Origin of the sequence: Aeromonas sp. 97A (assembly GCF_051919185.1) — a bacterium.
Lineage (GTDB): Bacteria > Pseudomonadota > Gammaproteobacteria > Enterobacterales > Aeromonadaceae > Aeromonas > Aeromonas veronii.
Genome location: NZ_JBQBFF010000001.1, coordinates 3,575,001 through 3,599,196, shown reverse-complemented (window position 1 = coordinate 3,599,196; position 24,196 = coordinate 3,575,001). Strand labels below are relative to the sequence as shown.

General features: G+C 60.3%; 21 protein-coding genes (1 of these 21 running past the window's edge). 7 read left to right on the top strand and 14 right to left on the bottom strand.

Going from position 1 to position 24,196, the window contains the following annotated elements; all coding sequences use genetic code 11:
* Positions 1 to 55 precede the first annotated feature (55 nt).
* Complete coding sequence (locus ACTG27_RS16340) at positions 56 to 2,320, top strand: methyl-accepting chemotaxis protein (RefSeq protein WP_439979971.1); 2,265 nt, start codon at positions 56 to 58, stop codon at positions 2,318 to 2,320.
* 74 nt (positions 2,321 to 2,394) lie between these two features.
* On the opposite strand, the gene ACTG27_RS16335 is transcribed toward ACTG27_RS16340, so the two are convergent.
* The gene (locus tag ACTG27_RS16335; protein WP_127008331.1) at positions 2,395 to 2,889 is read right to left on the bottom strand and encodes a DM13 domain-containing protein; all 495 of its coding nucleotides are present in this window, start codon (positions 2,887 to 2,889) and stop codon (positions 2,395 to 2,397) included.
* 126 nt (positions 2,890 to 3,015) lie between these two features.
* The gene (locus tag ACTG27_RS16330; RefSeq protein WP_019446305.1) at positions 3,016 to 3,393 is read right to left on the bottom strand and encodes a CesT family type III secretion system chaperone; all 378 of its coding nucleotides are present in this window, start codon (positions 3,391 to 3,393) and stop codon (positions 3,016 to 3,018) included.
* A gap of 198 nt (positions 3,394 to 3,591) precedes the next feature.
* Between ACTG27_RS16330 and ACTG27_RS16325 the strand changes: the two genes are divergently transcribed.
* Positions 3,592 to 5,127: an ADP-ribosyltransferase gene (locus ACTG27_RS16325; RefSeq protein ID WP_439979970.1), complete on the top strand. Its 1,536-nt coding sequence runs from the start codon at positions 3,592 to 3,594 to the stop codon at positions 5,125 to 5,127.
* A gap of 118 nt (positions 5,128 to 5,245) precedes the next feature.
* Here the strand turns inward: ACTG27_RS16325 and ACTG27_RS16320 are convergent, their stop codons facing one another.
* From ACTG27_RS16320 to glyQ, 4 genes are all read right to left on the bottom strand, one after another.
* A complete protein-coding gene (locus ACTG27_RS16320) occupies positions 5,246 to 6,010 on the bottom strand; it encodes an EAL domain-containing protein (protein WP_439979969.1) in 765 nt (254 codons plus the stop codon).
* 257 nt (positions 6,011 to 6,267) lie between these two features.
* The gene (locus ACTG27_RS16315) at positions 6,268 to 7,149 is read right to left on the bottom strand and encodes an FRG domain-containing protein (protein ID WP_139405525.1); all 882 of its coding nucleotides are present in this window, start codon (positions 7,147 to 7,149) and stop codon (positions 6,268 to 6,270) included.
* An 89-nt stretch (positions 7,150 to 7,238) separates the two neighbouring features.
* Positions 7,239 to 9,308: a glycine--tRNA ligase subunit beta gene (glyS, locus tag ACTG27_RS16310; RefSeq protein WP_109112314.1), complete on the bottom strand. Its 2,070-nt coding sequence runs from the start codon at positions 9,306 to 9,308 to the stop codon at positions 7,239 to 7,241.
* A gap of 9 nt (positions 9,309 to 9,317) precedes the next feature.
* On the bottom strand, positions 9,318 to 10,241 hold the full coding sequence (gene glyQ / locus ACTG27_RS16305) for a glycine--tRNA ligase subunit alpha (protein ID WP_005339464.1): 924 nt from the start codon (positions 10,239 to 10,241) through the stop codon (positions 9,318 to 9,320).
* 222 nt (positions 10,242 to 10,463) lie between these two features.
* On the opposite strand from glyQ, the gene ACTG27_RS16300 reads away from it, so the two are divergent.
* Both ACTG27_RS16300 and ACTG27_RS16295 read left to right on the top strand, forming a co-directional pair.
* Positions 10,464 to 11,036 carry a DNA-3-methyladenine glycosylase I gene (locus ACTG27_RS16300; RefSeq protein WP_439979966.1) on the top strand — a complete coding sequence of 191 codons (573 nt, stop codon included), beginning with the start codon at positions 10,464 to 10,466 and terminating at the stop codon, positions 11,034 to 11,036.
* Positions 11,037 to 11,165: 129 nt separating this feature from the next.
* Positions 11,166 to 11,822, top strand: a complete 657-nt coding sequence (locus ACTG27_RS16295) for an OmpA family lipoprotein (RefSeq protein ID WP_005339468.1) — start codon at positions 11,166 to 11,168, stop codon at positions 11,820 to 11,822.
* 81 nt (positions 11,823 to 11,903) lie between these two features.
* On the opposite strand, the gene ACTG27_RS16290 is transcribed toward ACTG27_RS16295, so the two are convergent.
* Positions 11,904 to 12,251 (bottom strand): RidA family protein, encoded by a 348-nt coding sequence (locus tag ACTG27_RS16290; protein WP_021229265.1) that lies wholly within the window; start codon positions 12,249 to 12,251, stop codon positions 11,904 to 11,906.
* Positions 12,252 to 12,272: 21 nt separating this feature from the next.
* The gene (gene tusA / locus ACTG27_RS16285) at positions 12,273 to 12,518 is read right to left on the bottom strand and encodes a sulfurtransferase TusA (protein WP_005339470.1); all 246 of its coding nucleotides are present in this window, start codon (positions 12,516 to 12,518) and stop codon (positions 12,273 to 12,275) included.
* A 169-nt stretch (positions 12,519 to 12,687) separates the two neighbouring features.
* Between tusA and ACTG27_RS16280 the strand changes: the two genes are divergently transcribed.
* Positions 12,688 to 12,879, top strand: coding sequence for a hypothetical protein (locus tag ACTG27_RS16280; protein ID WP_005339471.1), 192 nt, complete (start codon positions 12,688 to 12,690; stop codon positions 12,877 to 12,879).
* A 75-nt stretch (positions 12,880 to 12,954) separates the two neighbouring features.
* Here the strand turns inward: ACTG27_RS16280 and ACTG27_RS16275 are convergent, their stop codons facing one another.
* The 6 genes from ACTG27_RS16275 to ACTG27_RS16250 form a co-directional block, all read right to left on the bottom strand.
* A complete protein-coding gene (locus ACTG27_RS16275) occupies positions 12,955 to 14,193 on the bottom strand; it encodes an ABC transporter substrate-binding protein (protein ID WP_376899299.1) in 1,239 nt (412 codons plus the stop codon).
* Between the two features lie 4 nt (positions 14,194 to 14,197).
* Positions 14,198 to 15,643, bottom strand: coding sequence for an ATP-binding protein (locus ACTG27_RS16270; protein WP_005357365.1), 1,446 nt, complete (start codon positions 15,641 to 15,643; stop codon positions 14,198 to 14,200).
* Entirely contained in the window at positions 15,640 to 16,362 is a 723-nt protein-coding gene (locus tag ACTG27_RS16265; RefSeq protein WP_005339475.1) for a response regulator, read from the bottom strand. Before ACTG27_RS16265 ends, ACTG27_RS16270 begins: the two co-directional genes overlap by 4 nt.
* A 278-nt stretch (positions 16,363 to 16,640) precedes the next feature.
* Entirely contained in the window at positions 16,641 to 17,804 is a 1,164-nt protein-coding gene (gene fadA, locus ACTG27_RS16260) for an acetyl-CoA C-acyltransferase FadA (protein ID WP_005355952.1), read from the bottom strand.
* Positions 17,805 to 17,825: 21 nt separating this feature from the next.
* Complete coding sequence (gene fadB / locus ACTG27_RS16255; protein ID WP_439979964.1) at positions 17,826 to 19,973, bottom strand: fatty acid oxidation complex subunit alpha FadB; 2,148 nt, start codon at positions 19,971 to 19,973, stop codon at positions 17,826 to 17,828.
* A 204-nt stretch (positions 19,974 to 20,177) separates the two neighbouring features.
* Positions 20,178 to 22,115, bottom strand: coding sequence for an acetoacetate--CoA ligase (locus tag ACTG27_RS16250; RefSeq protein WP_439979963.1), 1,938 nt, complete (start codon positions 22,113 to 22,115; stop codon positions 20,178 to 20,180).
* A gap of 191 nt (positions 22,116 to 22,306) precedes the next feature.
* On the opposite strand from ACTG27_RS16250, the gene pepQ reads away from it, so the two are divergent.
* Both pepQ and ACTG27_RS16240 read left to right on the top strand, forming a co-directional pair.
* On the top strand, positions 22,307 to 23,629 hold the full coding sequence (gene pepQ / locus ACTG27_RS16245; RefSeq protein ID WP_129504971.1) for a Xaa-Pro dipeptidase: 1,323 nt from the start codon (positions 22,307 to 22,309) through the stop codon (positions 23,627 to 23,629).
* A protein-coding gene (locus ACTG27_RS16240; RefSeq protein WP_005355964.1) for a YigZ family protein crosses the window boundary here: on the top strand, positions 23,629 to 24,196 show its 5' portion. It continues 50 nt past the right edge of the window; the window shows 568 of its 618 coding nt (coding positions 1-568); the start codon lies at positions 23,629 to 23,631; the stop codon falls past the right edge of the window. Before pepQ ends, ACTG27_RS16240 begins: the two co-directional genes overlap by 1 nt.

Here is a 24,196-nt window from a genome sequence, read left to right as displayed (position 1 = left end):
CCGACTTAACCGTTCCATCCTGTAGGTTGGGTATGACTGTCAAGGATGGTGTCTTATGTTCCCCCCTCGCAAGCTGGGTCACCAGATCACGCTGCTGGCAATCGGCGGCATCGTATTGCTCGCCGTGGTGCTGCTTACCTTTAATCTGTTTGAAAATCGCCAGCGGGCGCTCGCGGCCGAGCAGGCTGCACTGCGGAGCCAGCTCCAGAACGTGGAAGCGGTGATCAAAAACACCAGCCATGAAACCGTGCTGGCGGCGACTCTGATCGCCCAGCGGCCGGATGCAGCCAAAGCGGTGGCCGACAAGGATTGGCAGACCCTCGCCAATCTGTTTGATCCGCTCTGGCCCGCCATCAAGGCGCAGGGGATCGAGCAGTTTCACTTTCACATTCCCCCGGCTACTTCCCTTTATCGGGTACACAAGCCCGCAAATCATGGCGACGACCTCTCTACTACACGGTTGGCAGTGGTCGAGGTGAACCGCAATCATCAACCGGTCGGCGGGTTGGAGACCGGTCAGGGCGGCACCGGGATCCGCGGCGTAGTACCGGTCACTTTCAATGGTCAGTCGGTCGGCTCGGTGGAGTTTGGCCGCGCCCTCGACACCTCGCTGTTTGCCGATCTGCTGGGCAAGGACAGTCGCCTTGCCATCTATCTGTTTGAACAGGGTAAACCCGTTATGCTGACTGGTACCTCCATGCTTGGTGAGTCGGTGGACTGGTATCAGGAGGTATTGGCGGGAGAGAGCCGCTTCACCACCATCAAGCAGCAGGGGAGCGATTTTCTGGTGATGGCGGCACCGTTGCGCGACTTCTCCGGCAAGGCGGTCGGGGTGATCGAGTTGGCGCGTGATCACAGTGAGGTGGCAGCCGCGCTGGTACGCCAGAGCTGGCAGATGGTAATGATCGCGCTACTTGGCACCGCTCTGATTGCGGTGGCGCTGGTGGTGGTGCTGGCGCGTCTTAGCCGTCCGCTGCTCGACAGCGTCAAGGCGCTGGAGGCGCTGGCCAATGGCTCCGGCGATCTCGGCAGCAAGCTGCCGGTGGCAGGGCCGGAGGAGATCCGCCGGCTCGGGTCGGCGTTCAATGGCTTTGTTGCCAAGATCCGCGATACCATCAGCCAGCTCACCACCACTCTGGGTGAACTGGCTGGCGAGAGTGAGCGGTTGTCGCGCAGTGCGGCGGGCAACCTTGGCAGCATGACGCGCCAGCAGGAGCAGACCACCCAGCTCGCCACCGCCATGACCGAGATGACCAGCACGGTACACGAGGTGGCCAACAACACGGCACAGGCGGCCGAAGCGGCCAACGAAGCGGACAATCAGGCGGTCACCGGTGATGAGGTGGTGCAGCAGAGCGTCAACATGATCGAACAGCTGGCGGAGGAGATCGCCAGCGCGGGCAACACGGTGAAAGAGGTCGCCAAGGCCAGCGAGCAGATTGGCTCTGTGCTGGCGGTGATCCAGTCCATCGCCGAGCAGACCAACCTGCTGGCTCTCAACGCTGCCATCGAGGCGGCCCGGGCCGGTGAACAGGGGCGCGGTTTTGCGGTGGTAGCCGACGAAGTGCGCTCGCTGGCCGGGCGCACCCAGCACTCCACCGCCGAGATCCGCGGCACCATAGAGCAGTTGCAACGGGCGGTGGGCACCACGGTGACCATGATCGAACACAGCGTCTCGCGGGCGGGGGAGTCGGTGGAACGGGCCAATCAGGCGGGAGATGCCCTCGGCCGGATCAAGGGGGCGGTCAACAGCATTCGCGACATGAATACCCAGATCGCTGCCGCTTCGGAGGAGCAATCCTCGGTGAGCGACGAGATCACCCGCAATATCGTCAGCGTCCACGAGATCTCCCAGGCCACCACGCTGGTGGCGCGGGATACCGCCCATATCGCCAGCCATGTGGCGACCCTGGTGGACAAGCTGGGGGATCTGGCCGGGCAGTTCCAGGATGGTTCCAACGTGCGGATGGTGCTGAGTCGCGCGCGCGCCGCTCATATGGGCTGGAAGACCCGGGTGCGTGCCTATCTGGATGGGCAGGAGGGGCTGTCGCGCAGCGAGGCGGTCAGTGACAAGGAGTGCCGCCTTGGCCACTGGTACTTCAGCGAAGGGCAGGCATGCTGCGGCGATCAACCCGCCTTCAGGGCGATCGCCGCCCCCCACGCCAGATTGCATCAGGTGATCCAGCAGATTATCGAGCTGAAAAATCAGCACAAGCATGAAGAGGCGGAGGCTCTCTACCGCGAGATAGAGCAGAACTCAGAGCAGGTCGTAGGCTGCATCGATCAGCTGCTGCGGGAGATGACCAAGCCGGAGCGTTAATGACGAGCGGATCGGATAGCCAAAGGGCTGACAGCGATGTCAGCCCTTTGTCATGGTGCGGGTCTGGGGCGAGGTTACTGCTCCAGACGCAGATCCTGATAACGGGCGGCGGTGATGAACTGGCCGAAGGTTTCACACCAGACGATCACGCTGCTGTAGCGGGCCGGATCGATCGTGGCGGGCAGCGGCACGATAAAGTTGTCGAAGGTCTTCACTGGCCCGACTCGCACCATCTGATCCTTGAGGCGGGCAAAATCGGCTTCGGTCTCGACAAACTCGGGGGAGAGGTAGAGCTGGTAGTCCGGCCCGGGGGCCAGCTTGCCCATCAGGCTGACGGCATCCGGCCCTATGCTCACCTTGCCTTCCCCCCAATGCAGCCGATCGCTGTCTTTCAGATCCCGGCGAAAGGTGCCGTGGAATCTCGCTTGCTGCTGGCTGGCCGCTACCTGCTCGGTATCAGGGGCGGGTGGCGCGATCAGGATCGGCAGGGTGTAGACACCGGCGGCAAAGCCTGCCGCCGCGACCAGCAGATGGGTGCCCAGCAGCAGGGCCATGGTTTTGCGTTTCATGATATCTCGGTCGTTGATGAATTGATGGCAAAACCATACCAGTCCGGGGGCCCGCTGCCCAGATTGCTCAGGCCAGAGGTGTAGTTATCCATCTATGGTGACGTGGGGTGTGGTCACGTCAATGGCTCAAGGCCGGATAGTGCCGTCCTGGCCTTTGTTGATCTCGCTGGCGGCGTGTACCAATTGCTCCAGCTGGTGGTGGATCTGGGTGCGATCCAGCTGCTGCAAGGGCTGGCGACTCCACAGTACCGGTGTCAGGCTCTCGGTATCGAAACCCAGTACCGGTTTGCACGGGTCCTGACTGAAGAGGTTCTGGGCGGCGGCCTGAGCGCTGGTGGCCGCGTCGAGGCGGGTAAACATCAGCAGATAGTCGGCCGGGTGTTCGGTCAGATGGCAGGTCAGTTCGCCGATCTGCAGGCTGGTGACGCTCTCCTCCTGTTGCGGCGCAGGCAGCGAGAGGGAGAGAAACAGCTGGTGGATGGCGGCGTGATAAAGAGAGTTCATTGATGGCTCCAGATTGATGATGGCGCCATTAGAGCAGGTCACCGCCAGCGGCACTGTTAATGGTGGCTCTCTTTTTTTAGCTTTTCGGTCAGCGAAATAGCGCACCGCGCTCAGTACAAAAATCGCGACCAATCCCGATAGTCCCTGTTGATGGCCTCTCCTAGACTGGCGGCGAAACATCACAAGAAGACAATCATCATGCAGATTCAAGCAAACACCGTCGGCACACAGGCCGTCGCTCACCACAGTGATGCAACCACAGGGGTTGGCCGGATGGGCCAGCTGGAGGCACGTCAGGTTGCCACCGGACAAGATGCGATCTTGCTGGGCAACCGCAGCGAACCGCAAAAAGGGCAGGGGCTGCTTTCGCGATTGGGGGCCCAACTGGCCCGTCCGTTCGTGGCCATCAAAGAGTGGATCGGCAACCTGCTGGGGAGCGGCAAGAGTGCTGCTGCGCCGAAGGCGCAAACCGCCACGTCCCCCGAGGATCTTCAGCGCCTGATGAAGCAGGCTGCATTTGGTAGCTCGCTGGGTGGCTTTGCCAAGGCGGACGTGTTGAACAACATCGCCGCCGAACAACTGGGCAAGGAGCACGCCACTCTGGCGACCGGCAACGGCCCACTGCGCTCGCTCTGCACCGCGTTGCAGGCCGTTGTCATCGGCTCCGAGCAGCCGCAACTTCGTGAGTTGGCTGCCGGGCTGCTGGCCCGCCCCATCGCCGGTATCCCGCTCCAGCAGTGGGGCACTGTGGGGGGCAAGGTGACCGACTTGCTCGCCAGCGCCACCCCCGAACTGCTGCAGGATGCGATGAGCCAGCTGCACACCGCGATGGGTGAAGTGGCCGACCTGCAGCGGGCCGTCAAGGCTGAAATCGCTGGCGAACCGGCGCAAAGTGCGGCCACCACTGCGGATGCGGCACCCGTCCAAAGCGGTGAGAGCAAAGGGGCTGCCCGCGAACAGGTCGCCATGGCGCGTCAGACCCCGGCCACCGGCTACAAGCTGGCGCTGGATCTTATCAGCTATCAGGCCAGCTACCTGCTGCGGGATCAAACCTCGACCGAGGTGACCCTGAGCAGCAGCGATCTCAACGCCCTGCATCAACACATTGCCGATGGCTCCATCAACAGTTCCCACATGGCCAAGTTGCAGACCCGCGGCGATCTGCAAACCCTGCGTACTCTGGCGCTCTCTCTGGCCAGCGGCAGCGACGCCAAGGGCTCTTCCCTTGGTCATGCCCTCGACAGTCTCGCCTCGGCGCGTCCCAACCAGCGGTTGGTGCTGGGCGGCCTGATGCAGTTTGCCGGTCAGACCGATCAGGCGTGGGTGAACCATACGGCTGGCAAGCTGGAGGATCGGCTCGATGCCGGGGCGCGACTGCGCTTTGACACCGGCCATATGCAGGCGGAGCTGGGGCGTCTCGGCGACAGCGAGGCACGGCAGGTGCTGCAACAGCTGGAAGGGGCTTTTGGTGATCGGGCCAGGGCTATCTGCGACTTCGCGGTGGCTCAGGTCTCCGGCTTTGCCGATAGCGAAAGCAGCCCTGAGGCTGTGCTGGTCTCCCGCCTGACCCGCATGGGCAATCTGGTGGGCAGCCTGACCGATGCGCTCAAGGAGCGGCTGCAACTGCCCGGGTCCGCCCGTGGCGAGCCGACCATGATCGACTCCGCCAGCCAGCTGACGCCGCTCGAACTGGCTGCGCTGGCTCATATCGGCGTCGATGAGAGCTATCTGTAAACCGTCAGCACATAGCCCCTCGGGGCAAGGTGATATGACATAAAAACGGACACCCTCGGGTGTCCGTTTTCTTATTCGGGCGGGAGTAGGCTGAGGGGGTCAGTGCAGGCCGATTTGCTTACAGGCTGGCGAAATCCACCTCGGGCAGGGTTTCGAAGCCGGGGCGGGCAAACAGATAGCCCTGCATCAGGCTGATGCCCATCTCCCGCAGACAGGCCATCTCTTCGCGGGTCTCGATCCCCTCCGCCAGCGGGGTGATCTGCAACTCGGCAAACAGCGCCAGACAGTGGCGCACTATGGCTTGCCGAGTCGGGTCATGGTCGATGCCGCGCAGCAGGTGCATATCGAGCTTGACGATGTTGGGGTGAAAATCGGCCAGCAGGTTGAGGCCCGAGTAACCGGCGCCAAAGTCATCGATCGCCGTTTTGAAGCCGAGGGCCTGATAGTGATCGACGATACCGCGAAGATGCTGGCTATCCTGCACCTGCTCCACCTCGGTCAGCTCGAACATGATCTGCTCGATGGGGAAGTGGTGCTCGCGGGCCGCCTGCAGGGTGGTGCGGATGCAGCGCTCCGGGCGATAGACCGCATTGGGCAGAAAGTTGATGCTCAGCATGCCCCGCATATCGAGGCGGGCGGCCAGTGCGATGGCCTTGATCCGGCACAACTGATCGAAGCGGTAGCGATTGCCATCGTTGACCCGGGCAATCACGCTCTGCGCCGGCTCGTTGTTGAGCCCCCGCACCAGCGCCTCGTAGCCGAAGATGGTGCGCTGGCTGCAATCAACGATGGGCTGAAAGGCCATGGTGAAATCGAAGTCGAGATCGGCTTTCTCCTGACACAGCTGGCAGATGGCGGGGGACGGGGCGGCAGGTATATCCATGACTTTCCTCTTGGGCGTGGCGGCGCTGGGCACTGTCTCAAATGATAACAGCTCATTACCCCCCTGTAGGTTCGATTAGCGCAGCGTAATCGGACGATCGAGAGGCTTTGATTGCGGTTGTTGCCGTGATTCAGGGGCGGCCAGCCGGAGGGGAAATCGGCTGGCCGTGATGGCGATAGAACCTATTTACGCGAACGTCCGATTACGCCTGACGGCTAATCGAACCTACCGCCTACATATTATTAGAGAATGAAAAATTATAACCAGCCACCCTTTTTCTTCGCTAATTGAAACTCAAGCACTGAGCGTGCAATTCCATCTATTCCTGGGAATAATGTTGCCGAAGAAATATGAAACTTCCCACATAGCTTAAATAGTTCTGGGGCAAAATTATTTGGCAGTGTTATTTTGTAGGTTTTTATATTTAGTTCATCCAATGTATTGTTTGTTAGGTTCTCATATGTTCCTTTTAGAAACTTATCGTTTCGTGTTACACCATGTTCTTTGCGGCAAATCATAAAACAACCTTTTTGGGCTGCTAAATTCTTGCTTGTACCTCCGGGAACACTGATTATTTCTATTCTTTTACTACTATTAGCAAGAATATCCTCTTTATCTATTATCCAGACAGCTAAAGGATGCTCGCTATTCTGCATGTTGAGAGTTTGAGATGTAGCAAAATATGATGCGACGATGGGGTTATATGTCCAGTCTAGAAGACGAGTAGGAATCCCGTGATGCTGTGCGAGAGCTAAAATAGAATAATATTTATTAGATGGCCAATCAGATGCATTTCTATGATGTTTATCCGCAAAAGTGGAGAGGTCGATAGACCTTCTAAAGTCGTCAGACTCTGCTGGTATATCATAACCAGCCTGATCACACATATTTACAAAGTCTGCAATCATTAAATATTCGAAAAGTATAATGAAATCCGTTTCTGAATGATGTGCTATATGGCGAGAGTCTAGATATTTATCTATTAAATCTGAACGTAATACGGACGGAGTGAGAGGCCAAGATGCATTTCCTTGGCCTCTATATATTGGCCTCCTAAGTTTTGAAGCGAATTTCCCTATCGGTGAGATATATTCCCAAAATTCCTCAACAGAACTTGTGTTTATTGTCTCGATCGCCATTTTTAATCCTCATTGCGGAGTATTTCGCTATTCTAAACAAAAAACGGCGCCTTACGGCGCCGTTTCTAATATCACTTACTCAACCAGAATCACTGCAGCAGGGAGATATCCGCGACTTGCAGGAACAGGTTGCGCAGGTTGTTCAGCAGCGCCAGACGGTTGGCCTTGAGGGCCTCGTCGTCGGCCATCACCATCACCTCGTTGAAGAAGGTATCGACCGGCTCGCGCAGGGCGGCCAGACGGGTGAGGGCAGCCTGATAGTCACCGGCGGCGAACAGCGGGGCCAGTTCGGCTTGCAGTTCGGCAACCTGGGTGGCCAGCGCCTTCTCGGCGGCATCGACCAGCAGTTCCGGTTTGACGGTAGTCGGCAATGGAACCTCAACCTTGGCCAGAATGTTGCTCACGCGCTTGTTGGCGGCAGCCAGAGCCAGTGCGGCATCCAGCGTGCGGAAGTGGCTGACGGCCTTGACGCGACGATCGAAGTCGAGCGGACGGGTCGGGCGGCGGGCCAGCACGGCCAGCACCACGTCGGCACCGATGCCTTCGTCCTGATAGGCGGCGCGGAAGCGGCCCAGCATAAAGTCGACCACGTCGGTGACGACGGTTTTGTTGGTCAGCTTGTCGCCGTAGACGCGTACCGCTTCTTCAACCAGTTCAACCAGATCCAGATCCAGCTGCTTCTCGGTCATGATGCGCAGGGCACCGATGGCGGCGCGACGCAGGGCGAACGGGTCCTTGTCACCCTTCGGCAGCATGCCGATGCCGAAGATACCGGCCAGGGTGTCGAACTTGTCGGCCAGAGCGACGGCGCAGGCAACCAGACCGGACGGCAGGGCATCGCCGGCAAAGCGCGGCATGTACTGCTCGTTGAGGGCCACGGCAACCGCTTCGTCTTCGCCATCGTGACGGGCGTAGTGCATCCCCATGACACCCTGGGTGTCGGTGAACTCGCCGACCATGTTGGTCATCAGGTCACACTTGGAGAGCAGACCGGCACGCTTGGCCTGAGCCACGTCGGCACCGATACGTTCGGCGATAAAGCCGGCGACGGTCTCGATACGCTCGACCTTGGCCTTGACGGTGCCCAGCTGTTGCTGGAACAGCACGGTTTCAAGGCGCGGCAGGCGGGAGGCCAGGGTCTGCTTGAGGTCGGTCTTGAAGAAGAATTCGGCGTCAGAGAGACGGGGGCGAACCACCTTCTCGTTGCCGCTGATGATCTGGCTCGGGTCTTTCGACTCGATGTTGGTGACGAAGATGAACTTCGGCAGCAGCTTGCCGTTCTTGTCGTAGACCGGGAAGTACTTCTGGTCACCCTTCATGGTGTGCACCAGCGCTTCAGCCGGCACGGCCAGGAACTTCTCTTCGAAGTTGGCGGTCAGCACCACCGGCCACTCGACCAGTGCGGTCACTTCCTCCAGCAGGGCGTCGTCCAGATCGGCCACGCCACCGAAGGCGGCTGCGGCCGCTTCGACGTCAGCCTTGATCTTGGCCTTGCGGGCCATAAAGTCGGCAATCACCATGCCGCGCTCCTGCAGGATCTGCGGGTACTGGCTGGCGTTGTCGATGGTGAACTCGCTCTCGCCCATAAAGCGGTGACCGCGGATGGTGCGGGCAGAGTCGATACCCAGAATGTGAGCGGGAACCAGCTCACCATCCAGCAGCAGGGTCACGGTGAACACTGGACGCACGAACTGGATGGTCTTGTCGCCCCAGCGCATCATCTTCGGGATCGGCAGTTTGGCCAGCGCAGAGGCGACCAGTTCACCCAGCAATTCTTTGGCCGGACGGCCTTCGACCTTGGCGGTGTGAACCAGCCACTCGCCCTTGTCAGTGACCAGACGTTCGGCCTGCTCAACGGTGATGCCGTTGCCACGGGCCCAGCCTTCGGCAGCCTTGGTCGGTTTGCCTTCGGCATCGAACGCCTGAGCCACGGCCGGGCCGCGCTTCTCGACGCTCTTGCTCGGCTGTTCGCCAGCCAGCTCGCTTACCTTCAGCGCCAGACGGCGCGGTGAAGCAAACCACTCGACGTCGCCGAAGGCCAGATCGGCCTTGGTCAGTTCGGCTTTGAAGTTGTCGGCAAAGGCTTCGGCCAGGGAGCGCAGGGCTTTGGGCGGCAGCTCAGCAGTACCGATCTCTACCAGAAATGTATGTTGTGCCATGTCCGTTCCTTAACCTTGCTTGTTCTCACTGCGCTGACACATAGGGAAGCCCAGCGCTTCGCGGGAGGCGTAGTATGCCTCTGCTACGGCCTTGGTCAGGGTGCGAATGCGCAGGATGTAGCGCTGACGCTCGGTGACCGAGATGGCCTTGCGGGCATCCAGCAGGTTGAAGGAGTGAGCGGCCTTGAGGATGCGCTCGTAGGCAGGCAGCGGCAGCGGTTTTTCCAGTGCCAGCAGATTCTGGGCTTCCTTCTCGTACTGCTCGAAGCAGTGGAACAGGAACTCCACATCGGCGTGTTCGAAGTTGTAGGTGGATTGCTCCACTTCGTTCTGGTGGAACACGTCGCCGTAGGTGGTCTTGCCCAGCGGGCCATCAGACCAGACCAGATCGTAGACGCTGTCCACGCCCTGAATGTACATGGCCAGACGCTCGAGACCGTAGGTGATCTCGCCGGTGACCGGCTTGCACTCGAGGCCGCCAACTTGCTGGAAGTAGGTGAACTGGGTCACTTCCATGCCGTTCAGCCACACTTCCCAACCCAGACCCCAGGCACCCAGGGTCGGGTTTTCCCAGTTGTCTTCCACGAAGCGGATGTCGTGGATTTCAGGATCCATGCCCAGCTCTTTCAGGGAGCCCAGATAGAGTTCCTGAATGTTGTCGGGGGAAGGCTTGATGATCACCTGGAACTGGTAGTAGTGCTGCAGGCGGTTCGGGTTTTCACCGTAGCGGCCGTCAGTCGGACGGCGGGACGGTTGCACGTAGGCGCAGGCGATGGGCTCCGGGCCCAGGGCACGCAGACAGGTCATGGGGTGGGAAGTACCGGCACCCACTTCCATATCCAGCGGCTGAATGATGGTACAGCCCTGGCGGGACCAATAGTCCTGCAGCTGCAGGATCAGGCCCTGAAAGGTTTTGACATCGAATTTTTGCATAATTTTTTTCGCGCGAAGTGAAAATCAGAGCAAGATTTGCTGAATGTGAACCGAGGGAGTATACCGTCTGGCATGGTCGGATAATAGGCGAAATTGCAGCGGATTCGCGGGATGGTGCTGCGCTGTAGCTGGTCGGGCGGGATGTCCGGTATATGATGTGAGCAGTGCCGCCTGCACAGTGGGCAGGGTCGGGCACACCGCTGAAATAACAAGGGAGAGGAAATGGAACTGCGCTGCGCCTGGGTGACCAAAGACCCGGAATACATTGAATACCATGACAAACAGTGGGGCAGGCCGGTCTATGACGCCCGTGAGCTGTTTGCCAAGCTCTGCCTCGACGGCCAGCAGGCTGGGCTGTCGTGGATCACCATCCTCAAGCGCACCGAGAGCTATTACCGCGCCTATGCCGACTTTGATCCGGTGCAGATTGCCCGCTTTGACGAGCAGGATGTAGAGCGGCTGATGCAGGACACCGGCATCATCCGCAACCGGCTCAAGGTGCAGTCGATCATCAGAAATGCCCGCGCTTATCTGACGTTGCAGGAGCAGGGGATCGACTTCGCCGACTACCTGTGGGGCTTTGTCGGCGGCGCCCCCATCGTCAACCAGCGGCAAGGCAACGGCGATATTCCGGCGACCTCGCCGGAGTCGGATGCCATGTCTAAAGCGCTCAAGAAGCTCGGCTTCAACTTCGTCGGCAGCACCATCTGTTACGCCTTTATGCAGGCGGTGGGGATGGTGAACGATCATCTGGTCAGCTGTCCTTGCCACGCCGAGTGTCAGTTACCGCGCTGACAGCCCGCCGATTGCCCAAAAAAACACCACTCTCGCCGTCTGTTCAGGCTTGCGTCAGACAATGGCGTGCCAGCGCGTTACAATCCGGCCCCCGGCATGGTGCCGGATTGTTTTCACAGAGGTTTTTTCATGCGAGCCAAGATCCTGGTGCCTGCTCTGGCACTGACCGTTGCCCTGAGCGGCTGTACCACCAACCCCTACACAGGTGAATCCCAGACCTCCAAAGGTGCCTGGGGCGCGCTGGCTGGCGCCGCTGCCGGTGCGGCCGTAGGTGCGCTCTCCTCCAGCAAGGGTGACCGCAAGAAGGGCATCCTGACCGGCGTTGCTGCCGGCGCGGCGCTGGGTGGCGGTATCGGCTACTACATGGACGTGCAGGAGGCCAAGCTGCGCGAGAAGCTGCAGGGCACCGGCGTCAGCGTGACCCGCAATGGCAATGAGCTGATCCTCAACATGCCGAACAACGTCACCTTCGACAGCTCCAGCTCCCAACTGAAAGCGGCCGGTGCCAACACCCTCTCCGGCGTGGCCATGGTCGTTGCCGAGTTCGACAAGACCCGCCTGAACGTGGTCGGTCACACCGACAGCACAGGTTCCCGCGACCTGAACATGAAGCTCTCCCGCGATCGTGCCGATGCCGTTGCTGCCCAGCTGATTGGTCAGGGCGTAGCAGGTAGCCGCATCTCCACCACCGGCGTAGGCCCGGATCAGCCGGTTGCTACCAACAGCACAGCCGCTGGCAAAGCCCAGAACCGCCGCGTGACCATTACCCTGACCCCGACCGCCTAAGTCGCTCAGGTTTCGGTAACGAAAAGGCCCCGCCAGTGATGGCGGGGCCTTTTGCTATCTCAAGCTCAAGCCGGGAAAGGCTTAGACAGCTGCAGTCAGCTGCACTTCCACCTTGTAGCCTTCGTGGGCCAGACGGGCTTGTACGCAGGCGCGCACGGGGGCGGTGCCAGCCGGGATCCAGGCATCCCACTGCTCGTTGAAGGCCGCGATGTCACCAATGTCTTTCAGATAGATATTGGCCATCAGAATTTTGTCTACGCCGGAGCCGTTGGCTTCCAGCAGGCGCTGCAGGCTTGCCAGCACTTCGCGGGTCTGCTGGTGGATGTCGGCCTCTTCGCTGACGGGCACTTCCACCACGTAGAGGGTGCCATTGTGGATGACCACGTCTGACCAACGCTGGGTGGTGCCGATTCGGGTAATGGTTGTCATGGAGTGCTCCGGTACGGGGGCTTATTGACCCTTGCGGATCAGGTAGCGATAGGGGGCCTGCTCTGTCTCGCTGGCGACCAGGGTGTGATCCATAAAGCGGCAGAAACTGGGGATGTCGCGGGTGGTTGAAGGATCGTCGGCGCTGACCAGCAGGGTCTCGCCATCCGCCATCAGCCGCACTTTCTTGCGAACCATCATAACGGGTTCCGGGCAACGAAGCCCGATTGCGTCCAACTCGTGAGTTGCGCCGCAGAATAAATCACTCATCTATTATCAACCTTCAACCTATTCGGCTGCCAATGATACTCAGGGCTAAAAAATAATCAAACAAACGACCCATTCACCAGCATATGTAACCGAAATGTTATTCAACCCTATCCAGCTTGCGCCGGACGAGTAATATAAAAATTGAACCATATTCAACAAGGAGGTGAATATGCAGGTCTCCTACGGCAGATTACAAGCCTATGCAGGCATGGGGTTCTTGTCCTTCGCCATGATAGTGATGGGCAGCCCGATCGGGAATACCGGTACCTGGTTCGGCTCCATGGTGATGGTCGGGTTGGGTCTCTGGATCGAGCTCAGCGATTACTATGACGAGGATGAGGACGAGAACGATCAATCCTGAATCGGATGACGATTCAACAACAAAGGCGGAGCAATTCCGCCTTTGTCAGTTCTGCCGTTTGGCAATGTGCCCGGATCAGCGGGTCGAGCGCATGGCCCGCTCCAGATGCAGCGCCGTCTGCTCCGGGTTGGCCTTGGGATCGTTGAAGAAGTTGCTCAGCACATCGAGGATCGCCTGCCGCATATTGGTCGGCGTCGCCATCCCCTCCGCCATGCTGGGCAGCAGGTTGTCCTGCTTTTCCGCCAGCAGGAAATCCTGATAGGAGCGGACGGCGCAGCGGTCGAACTTGCTCATGTCGGGATTGGTCAGAGCCGGAATAGACCCCTTAACCCGATTGAACTCCTCCTGGAATTTCGGCGTCATCAGCAGCTGGGCCAGATCGCCCTGCGCCTGCAGCTGGGCCGGATCCCGCTGTTTGAACATGGCGATGGAGTCGAGGTTGTAGCTGAACAGTCCGGCGCTGCCCGGGCTCGGCAGACAGGCGATATCCTCACCCGGTCGGTAGTTGCCCGCGCTCAGCTCCCCTTTTACCCAGTCGCCCATCACCTGCATGGCGGCGCCACCGCTCTCCAGCAGGTTGGTGGCCTGATGCCATTTCAGACCGGCGTATTTTTGCGGCACATAGGCGCGCAGCTGCTGGAAGCGGGTCAGCACCCGCACCATGTCGGGGCCGGTCAGGGTGGCGCTGTCCTGCTCGAGGAACGCCTTGCGATAGAATTCTTTTCCGCCCTCACCGAGTGCCACCGTTTCAAACAGTACCGCCAGCTGCCAGGGCTCGTTGCCGATGGCGAGCGGGGTGATGCCCCGTTTTTTAAGCTGGTCGGAGACGGTGACAAACTGGGCCCAGCTGGTGGGTGGAGTCAGCTTGTTGCGCTCGAAGATCTTGCGGTTGAGCCACAACCAGTTGACCCGGTGGATGCCGGTGGGCACCGCCATCAGGGCGCCATTCTGGCTGAGGGTGGCACGCACCATGGGCGGCATCTGACTGTACCAGCCGAGGTGTTCGGCCATCGGGCTGAGATCGCGCAAAAAGCCGAGTCCGGCCCACTCCTTGAGCTCGTAACCCTTGAGGTGGGCCGCTTCGGGCGGGTTGGCCGCCAGCGCCCGGCTCTTCAATACCGTCATGGCGCTCTTGCCGCCGCCGCCCTGCACTGCGAAGTCGTTCCACTGATTGCCCTGTTTGGTCCACTCGGATTTGAGCACTTCGACCGCTTTCGCTTCGCCGCCGGACGTCCACCAGTGCAGCACTTCCACCTGGGAGGCGGCAACGGGAGCAGAGAGCAGGGCGATGACAGAAAAAGACAACCACTTCATAAGGTTACTGCCTTGGTAGGGAGAGCGTGGCCTGCAGGCCACCTTGCGGACGATTTTCCAGCACCAGATCGCCGCCGTGGGCGTGGGCTATGTTGCGGGCGATGCCAAGGCCGAGGCCGGTGCCAGCCTGATCCGTGCTGAGCCGGTAATAGGGTTCGAAAATGCGCTCGAACTGATCGTCCGGCAGGCCGGGGCCCTCATCCATGATAAAGAGGATCAGCATCTCCTCGTCATCCATGATGATGATGCGAACCTTCTGGCCGTACTTGATGCCGTTGTCCACCAGATTGCCGATGCAGCGCTTGAGCGCCAGCAGCTTGCCGCGATAGGGCCACTTGCAATGGCCTTCGATGGTCAGCCGCTCGTCGTGCAGGTTCATCGACTCCGCCATCTGCTCAAGCAGGGCGTTGATGTCGATCTCCTCGATATTCTCGTGAATGTCGGTCTCTTTGACCGTCTGCAGCGCCCCTTTCACCATCAGCTCCAGCTCGTCGAGATCCTTGTTGAACTTGGCGATCTGTACCTCGTCATCGAGCAGTTCGACCCGTAGCCGCAGCCGGGTGATGGGGGTCTTGAGGTCGTGGGAAATCGAGCTGAACAGCCGCTCTCTATCGTCGATATAGCGACGAATGCGGTGCTGCATGATGTTGAAGGCGCGGGTCGCCGCCACGATTTCCGACGCTCCTTCCTCCTTGAGCGAAGGCTGATCAATATCCTTGCCCAGATTCACCGCCGCCTTGGCGAGACGGCGCAGCGGCCGGGTCTGCCAGCGCACCAGCATAAAGGTGAAGAAGCAGAGGAACACCGTCATCAGGGCGATGAAGCGCACCTGGTTGCTCGGCATCACGGTATCGTCGAGGGTCATGTAGGGGGCGGGCAGCAGGGCCGCCAGATAGAGCCACTCCCCCTTTTCAATCTCGATCTGGGTCACCAGTACCGGTGGATTGAGCGGCTCCAGCGACAGGGTGTAGCGGGCCCAGGAGGAGGGGAGATCCGCCAGCAGGGTGTCGTTGTTGAAGACGTGGAGGTCATCGGGTCGGGAGAAGTCCACCTTGATCGCCATGGCGTCGGAGAGCTTGCGGGTCAGCACTCCCTGAACCTCCTCCAGCACCTGCGTCTTGCGTTCGCTGTCGGGGATGGCGTTGATGTGGATCTCTTCCTCGTTGAGCGAGACGAAGAAGCGGCTGCCCCCCATGTTGCGCAGCTGGTCCAGCGCTATGTGGCGATATTGCAGCGGCAGGGATTTGAAGAAATTGACGGTGGAAGCGGCAGACATGGCGAGGTTGCGGGTGGTGCTGAGCATCCCCTCCAGCTCCCGCTTCTGGATCTGCTGCATCCAGATGCCGGTCAGAATGGTCTGGGAGAGCAGGATGGCCAGCAACAGCAGCAGGATCATCCGTGACAACAGGGAGCGGGGCACCAGCGCCCCCCAGGACCACTTGTTGCTCATGGCAGCTCGTGCACCTCGGCAATCAGCATGTAGCCACTGCCGCGAATGGTCTTGATAATACGCGGGCTCTTGCCGTTATCGCCCAGCTTCTGGCGCAGACGGCTGATCTGTACGTCGATGCCGCGCTCCATCGGCAGGCTTTCGCGGCCGCGGGTGGCATCCGAGATGGTGTCCCGATCCAGCACCACGCCGGGCTGTTGCAGGAACATGCCGAGCAGCATGGCGTCGCTGCCGGAGAGATCCAGCAGGCTGCCATCATCATGGGTCAGCTGGTGGCTCAGGGTGTCGAGGGTCCACTCGGCAAAACGCAGGCGGCGGCTCGGCTCTTTCTCTTTTTCCGGCTGGCGGAATTCGGCGCGGCGCAGCAGTGCCTTGATGCGGGCCTGCAGTTCGCGGGGGCTGAACGGCTTGGCGATATAGTCGTCGGCACCGAGTTCCAGGCCGATCACCCGATCCGCTTCGTCGGAGGCAGCGGTCAGCATGATGATGGGCACCTGGGAGTCACGACGGATCTGCTGGCAGAGGGTAAAACCGTCCTCGCCGGGCATCATGATGTCCAGAATAATCAGGTCCGGGCTGTGCTGGGCGAGTTGCTGGCGCATCTCATTGCCCTCCGCCGCCGTCAATACCTGAAAGCCCGCCCGGGTCAGGTACTCATTGAGCAGCTCGCGGATCTCTTGGTCGTCATCGACGATCAGCAGTTGTTTGCTCATTGACATATGTATGTGCATCCACCCATTTTTTTGTGCAGATTGAACCTGTCGGGGGAGTAAAAAGCAAGCAAGCCCCCCATCTAATGTGAGGTTTAAGGCAATAACAGCCTATTGATAAGATTAAAACGAAAAAAGGCCGACCCAAACGGGACGGCCAACAGACAGCTTCTGACCACTGACGAGCACCCCGTGTGGCGATCGTCACAGACTTGAAAAGGGGCCAGTCAGACTGGCCCCGAAAAGGGACAACTCTCAGTAGTGCATCCCGTCGATCCGGTTGGTTATCACACCCGTTCAAACACGGTGGCGATGCCCTGACCCAGACCGATACACATGGTGGCAACCCCCAGGGTGGCATCCTTCTCCTCCATCAGATTGATGAGGGTGGTGGAGATGCGGGCGCCGGAGCAGCCGAGGGGGTGGCCCAGCGCAATGGCGCCGCCGTTCAGGTTCACCTTCTCGTCCACCTGATCCTGCAGACCCAGATCCTTCACGCAGGGCAGGGACTGGGCGGCAAACGCCTCGTTCAGCTCGAACAGGTCGATATCACCGACAGTCAGACCGGCACGCTTGAGCGCCTTCTGGGTGGCCGGTACCGGGCCGTAACCCATGATGGCGGCATCACAGCCGGCGATGGCCATGGCACGTACCTTGGCGCGCGGCGTGAGGCCGAGGGCCTTGGCGCGATCCGCGCTCATCACCAGCATGGCGGCGGCGCCATCGGACAGGGCCGAGGAACTGCCGGCGGTGACGGTGCCGTTGACCGGGTCAAACACCGGGCGCAGTTGGCTCAGGGTTTCGACCGTGGTCTCCGGGCGGATCACCTCGTCATAGTCGTAGAAGAAGCGGGCGCCGCTGGCGTCATGGCCTTCCAGCCCGACGATCTCCTTGGCAAAACGCCCTTCCACGGTGGCGGCGTGAGCGCGGCGATGGGAGCGGGCGGCAAACTCGTCCTGCTGTTGGCGGCTGATGCCGTGCAGCTTGCCGAGCATCTCGGCGGTCAGCCCCATCATGCCGGAGGCTTTCGCCACCGACTTGGCCATGCCGGGATGGAAGTCAACGCCGTGGCTCATCGGCACGTGACCCATATGCTCAACGCCGCCGATGATGAAGATATCCCCGTCACCCACCTGAATGGCGCGGGAGGCGTCGTGCAGCGCCTGCATACTGGAGCCGCACAGGCGGTTGACGGTGACCGCCCCCACCTGCTTCGGAATACCTGCCAGCAGTGCGGCGTTGCGGGCGATGTTGAAGCCCTGCTCCAGGGTCTGCTGCACGCAGCCCCAGTAGATATCCTCGATCTCGTTTGGGTCGAGGTTGGGGTTGCGCAGCAGGATGGATTTCATCAGGTGCGCGGACAGATCTTCTGCACGCACGTTGCGGAAGGCGCCGCCCTTGGACCGGCCCATCGGGGTCCGGATACAGTCGACAATGACTACGTCTTTCATGAATGGATCTCCTTTCCGCAATCAGTAGAAGGTTTTGCCCTGGGCGGCCATCTCGCGCAACTTGTCGCTGACGCGGTAGAGCGGGCCCAAGTCGGCATACTGGTCGGCCATGGCCACGTAGCGATCCAGACCGATAGTGTCCAGATAGCGGAACACGCCGCCGCGGAAGGGAGGGAAGCCCAGACCGTAGACCAGTGCGATGTCGGCTTCGGCTGGCGTGGCGACAATGCCCTCTTCCAGACAGAGCACCACCTCGTTGATCATCGGGATCATCATGCGAGCGATGATGGCGTCCTTGTCGAAATCCTGTTTCGGCTTGGCGATGGGGGCCAGCAGCTCGTAGCTGGCGGCGTCGGCCACCTTCTTCGGCTTGCCCTTCTTGTCCTGTTCGTAGGCGTAGAAGCCCTTGCCGTTCTTCTGACCGAAGCGGTTCACTTCGTACATCACGTCGATGGCGGTGCGACCTTCCTTGCTCATGCGTGCCGGGAAGCCCTGCGCCATCACGTCACCGGCGTGGTGGCCGGTGTCGATGCCGACCACGTCCAGCAGGTAGGCGGGGCCCATGGGCCAGCCGAACTCCTTCTCCATCACCTTGTCGACGGCCGCGAAGTCGGCACCATCGGCGACCAGCTTGTTGAAGCCGAAGAAGTAGGGGAACAGCACGCGGTTGACGAAGAAGCCAGGGCAGTCGTTGACCACAACCGGGGACTTGCCCATGGCGGCGGCGTAGGCCACCACACGGTTGATGGTTTCATCGGAGGTCTGCTCGCCGCGGATGATCTCCACCAGTGGCATGCGGTGCACCGGGTTGAAGAAGTGCATGCCGCAGAAGTTCTGCGGGCGCTTCAGCCCCTTGGCCAGCAGGGAGATGGGGATGGTGGAGGTGTTGCTGGCGAGCACGGCGCCTTCGCCAATGATCCCTTCCACTTCGCCCAGTACGGCGGCTTTCACTTTCGGGTTTTCAACCACAGCTTCGACGACGATGTCCACGCCTTTGACGTTGTCATAGCTGAGAGTCGGAGTGATGGCGGAGAGCACCTGGCCCATCTTGATGCCATCGATGCGGCCCTTCTCGAGCTGGCCATTGAGCAGCTTGGTGGCTTCGCCCATGCCAAGTGCCAGCGCCTTCTCGTTGATATCCTTCATCACCGCCGGAATGCCCTTGCTGGCAGACTGGTAGGCGATGCCGCCGCCCATGATGCCGGCACCCAGTACGGCGGCGTGGCCAGTGGCCTTGCTCGCCTGTTTGGCCGCCTTCTTGGCCAGCGCCTTGATGTGCTGATCATTCAGGAAGATGCCGACCAGCGCCTTGGCGACATCGGTCTTGGCCAGCTTGATGAAGCCCTGTGCTTCAACGACTAGCGCTTCGTCACGGCCCATGCCAGCAGCGGCCTCGACGGTTTTCACCGCGGTCATCGGCGCCGGATAGTGTTTGCCCGCCACGGCGGCAACCATGCCGGCGGCGGTGGTGAAGCTCATCATGGCTTCCAGTTTGGAGAGGCGCAGCGGCGCTTTCTTGGCTGCGCGACGGCTCTGCCAGTCCAGCTTGCCCGCGATGGCGTCCTTGATCATCTGCAGCGCAGCGCTCTGCAGTGCGTCCGGGGCGACCACGGCGTCGATAGCGCCCACCTTGAGGGCGTCATCGGCACGGTAATCCTTGCCGGTGGTGATCCACTCAAGCGCATTGTCGGCGCCGATCACCCGCGGCAGACGGACTGTGCCGCCAAAGCCCGGCATGATGCCGAGTTTGGTCTCGGGCAGGCCGATTTTGGCTGTGGTGTCGGCCAGGCGGAAGTCGGTGGAGAGAATGGTCTCGCAACCGCCGCCCAGAGCGTGGCCCTTGATGGCGGAGAGGGTCGGAACAGGCAGATCTTCGATGGCATTGAAGATGTCGTTGGCCTTTTTCAGCCAGCCGAGCAGATCTTCTTGCGGCAGATCGAACAGTTCCAGGAATTCGGTAATGTCGGCACCGACGATAAAGGCGTCTTTGCCGGAGGTGAGGATCAGACCTTTTAGTTCACGTTCTTGTTGTAATGCGGCGATCGCTTCGCTCAGGGAGAGCAGGGTAGCGCGATCCAGCTTGTTGACTGAACCCGGGGCATCAAACCTCAGTTCGGCAATGCCGTTTTCGAGGTAGCTGACCGACAGGGTTTCGCCTTGGTAGATCATGAGAGTGTCTCCTTGTTCCCACTCAGTGGGGAGTGGTGCTCCTTAATCCCCAGCAGGGGGCGAGGCTCACTATTGATCCAAAAGGAGACATTTTCAACACCTATTTAAAACATTTGTTTAACAGATCTCGAGTAAAAGCTCTTCATCACAGAACGGGTACAAGAGAGGCGCCTTGCGGCGCCTCGGATGGATGTGAGTTTGTTATCAACTGGCCAGTTCCGGCCGGTTGCGATACTGGTTCAGCACCTCGGGATCGGCGAGGGCATGAGTATTGTTGACGGGTCTGTTGTGTACCACTTCGCGCACCGCCAGTTCGACGATCTTGCCGGACTTGGTGCGGGGGATGGCATCCACCTGCAGGATGCGGGCGGGCACGTGGCGGGCGGTGCAGTGCTGCTTTATTTGCTGGCGGATCCGCTCGCGCAGCGGCTCATCCAGCTTGCAACCCACCTTGAGCTTGACGAACAGCACCACCCGTTCGTCTTGCTGCCACTGCTGGCCGATGACGATGCTCTCCTCCACCTCGTCCAGCTGCTCGACATAGCGGTAGATCTCGCTGGTGCCGATGCGCACGCCGCCCGGGTTGAGGGTGGCGTCGGAGCGGCCGTAGAACAGAATGCCGCCAGTCGGGGTCAGCTCGATCCAGTCGCCGTGGCACCAGATGTTGTCGAACCGCTCGAAGTAGGCGGCGTGGTACTTGTCGCCATTCTCGTCGCCCCAGAAGTAGATAGGCTGGGCTGGGAACGGCTTGGTGCAGACCAGCTCGCCTTTCTCTCCCTGCACCGGCTGGCCCGCCTCGTTGAATACCTGCACCGCGAGGCCGAGGCCGCGCCCCTGGCTCTCGCCGCGATAGACAGGGCTGAGCGGGTTGCCGATGACGAAGCAGGAGCAGATATCGGTGCCACCTGAGATGGAGCCGAGTTGCACATCCTGCTTTATCTGCTGATAGACGTAGTCGAACCCCTCCGGCGACAGCACAGATCCGGTGCTGCAGATCAGCCGCAAGTGCGGCAAATCGTGGGTCTTGATGGGGGCATAACCCTGCTTGTGCAGTGCATCGAGATATTTGGCCGAGGTGCCGAACAAGCTGACCTGCTCGTCGCGGGCCAGATCCCACAGCACGTTGCCATCCGGATAAAATGGCGAGCCGTCATAGAGCACCAGGGTGGCACCGGAGGCGAGGGCGCTCACCAGCCAGTTCCACATCATCCAGCCACAGGTAGTGAAGTAGAAAATCCGCTCCCCCGGTTTGATGTCGCAGTGCAGCTGGTGTTCTTTCAGGTGTTGCAGCAGGGTGCCGCCGATGCCGTGCACGATGCACTTGGGTTTGCCGGTGGTGCCGGATGAATAGAGGATATAGAGCGGGTCATTGAAGGCCATCGGCTCGAACTGGAGGCTGGCGTCCGGCTGGCTCGCCAGCACTTGCTGCCAGTCGTGACCAAGCTGCAGCGGGTTGCCGAGCAGGGGGATCATCACCGTCTGCTCTATGCTGCCGATCTGGCTGACGACCCCTACTACTTTGTCCTGAATATCGATAGCTTTGCCGTTGTAGCGATAGCCATCCACCGCAAACAGCACCCGCGGTCGGGTCTGGCCGAAGCGCTCCACCACGCTGGCCTCGCCAAAGTCGGGGCTGGTGGAGGTCCAGATCGCCCCCAGACTGGTGGTTGCCAGCATGGCTACCACGGTTTCCGGGATATTGGGCAGATAGGCGGCAACCACATCGCCACGACCAATCCCCTGATTCCGCAGCCATTGAGCCAGCCGGGCAACCTGATCACTCAGTTCACCCCAGCTCAGAGTACGGCTTGGACCCCCTTCGATGCGGGAGATGATGGCCGGGCTCTCGTCCTGACGGCGCAGCAGGTTTTCGGCGAAGTTGAGGCGGCTATCGGGGAACCAGCGGGTGCGCTGCATATCCTGACGGTTCTCCGCCACTATGTTGCCGAGCTCGCCCTTGACGCCGCAGTGCTGCCATACCAGCGGCCAGAAACGGGTGGTCTTCTCCACCGACCATTGATAAAGCTGCGGGTAGTTCTGCAACTGCAAGCCGTGGAAACGGTTCACCTCCGCCATAAAACGGTAGAGGTTGGATTGCTGCATCCCGAGCGGATCCGGTTGCCACAGGCAGAGGTTGTCCATGAGTAATCCCTGACTTCATGTATCTACCGGCAGTGTATTGAATTGTTTTTGATTTGTTAATAATTGGTTTTCCGTTGATAACAAACACGTTTGTAACGTATGCGTTACCTCACGAAGCGGCAGCTTGACGGGTCGAGCCGCCAAGCGCTTGATGTTATGCTGCAATCACATTCACCTCGGAGCAGGACGCCATGAGCAGCTACAGCCAACTTTTTGCCCAGCACCTCGATACCTTGCAGCAGCGCACCCGCGACATTCTGCAACAACAGGGGCTCAGCGGACTGGCCATCCACTCCGGCCAGACCCACCGCATCTTCCTCGATGATCAGGATTACCCGTTCAAGGTAAACCCGCACTTCAAGGCCTGGTTGCCGGTGCTGGACAATCCCCACTGCTGGCTGCTGGTGGACGGGGTGAACAAACCGGTATTGCTGTTCTACCGCCCGGTGGATTTCTGGCACAAGGTAGCGGATCTGCCCAATGCCTTCTGGGTCGAGTTCTTCGATATCCGTTTCCTGACCCGGCCGGAACAGGTGGCCGACCATCTGCCTGCCAACAAGCAGGAGTGGGCCTATCTGGGGGGCCATCTGGAAGTGGCCGAGCTGCTGGGGCTGACCCAGCCCAATCCCGAGGCGGTGCTCAACTACCTGCATTATCACCGTGCCTACAAGACCCCCTACGAGCTGGAGTGTCTGCGCGAGGCGAACCGGATCGGGGTTCGCGGCCATATCGCTGCCAAGGACTCTTTTATGGCGGGGGCGAGCGAGTTCGAGATCAATCTGGCCTACATGAAGGCGGTCGGGCAGGGGGCCAATGAGGCACCCTACGGCAATATCGTCGCCATCAACCGCAATGCGGCCATCCTTCACTACACTCATTTGTCTGCCGTGCGGGTGCCCGATGCGGAGCGCCACTCTTTCCTGATCGATGCCGGTGTCGATTTTCACGGTTATGCCTCCGACATCACCCGCACCTGGGCGTGGCGGCGCGGCGAGTTTGCCGATCTGATTGCTGCCCTCGACGAGCAGCAGCAGGAGATCATCAAGGAGATCAAACCGGGTCGCCGTTACAGCGAGCTGCATCTACAGATGCACCACAAGCTGGCGCGCCTGCTGCAAGCGACCGAGCTGGTGGACATGTCGGTAGACGAGATGATCAACACCGGGGTGACCAACGTCTTCTTCCCTCACGGCCTAGGCCACTTCCTCGGTTTGCAGGTGCACGATGCGGGCGGTTTCATGCAGGATGAGCGCGGCACCCATCTGGCGGCGCCCGAGCTGTTCCCCTATCTGCGCTGCACCCGGGTGATGGAGGTGGGTCAGGTGTTCACCATCGAGCCGGGGCTCTACTTCATCGACAGTTTGCTGGAGCCGCTGCGTCAGGGCGAACAGGGCAAGCGGGTCAACTGGAACAAGGTGGAGGCGCTGCGTCCGTTCGGCGGCATCCGCATCGAAGACAACGTGGTGCTGCACGCCAATGGGGTGGAGAACATGACCAGACAAGCAGGGCTCTGATGGCGGCAGCGTACTCCATTCCAGCTGCCCCGCTGGAGTTGACCGAAGAGATAAAGAAGAGCCGCTTCATTACCCTGATCGCCCACACCCCGACCGTCGAGGCGGCCAAGGGGTGGGTCAACGAGATCAAGCGCCAACATCCGACCGCTCGCCACCACTGCTGGGCGTTTGTGGCGGGTGCGCCGCAAGATAGCCAAGTCTATGGCTTCAGCGATGATGGTGAACCGTCCGGTACGGCGGGCAAGCCGATCCTGGCCCAACTGATGGGGTCGGGGATCGGTGAAATCTGCGCCGTGGTAGTGCGTTACTACGGCGGCATCCAGCTTGGTACCGGTGGGCTGGTCAAAGCTTATGGAGGCGGCGTCGGTGCGGCCCTCAAGCAACTGCCCACCCTGCTCAAGGTGCCACGCACTCCCTCTCTCATTCACTGCGATTACGGTGACATGGGGACGGTCGAGTCGCTGATCAGCAGCCATAATGGCGAATTGCTGGCAGCGGATTACGGTCAGCAGGTCACCTTGCAGGTGGCGTGGGAGTCCTCGGTTTGGGCTCAGGTGGACCGTGAAT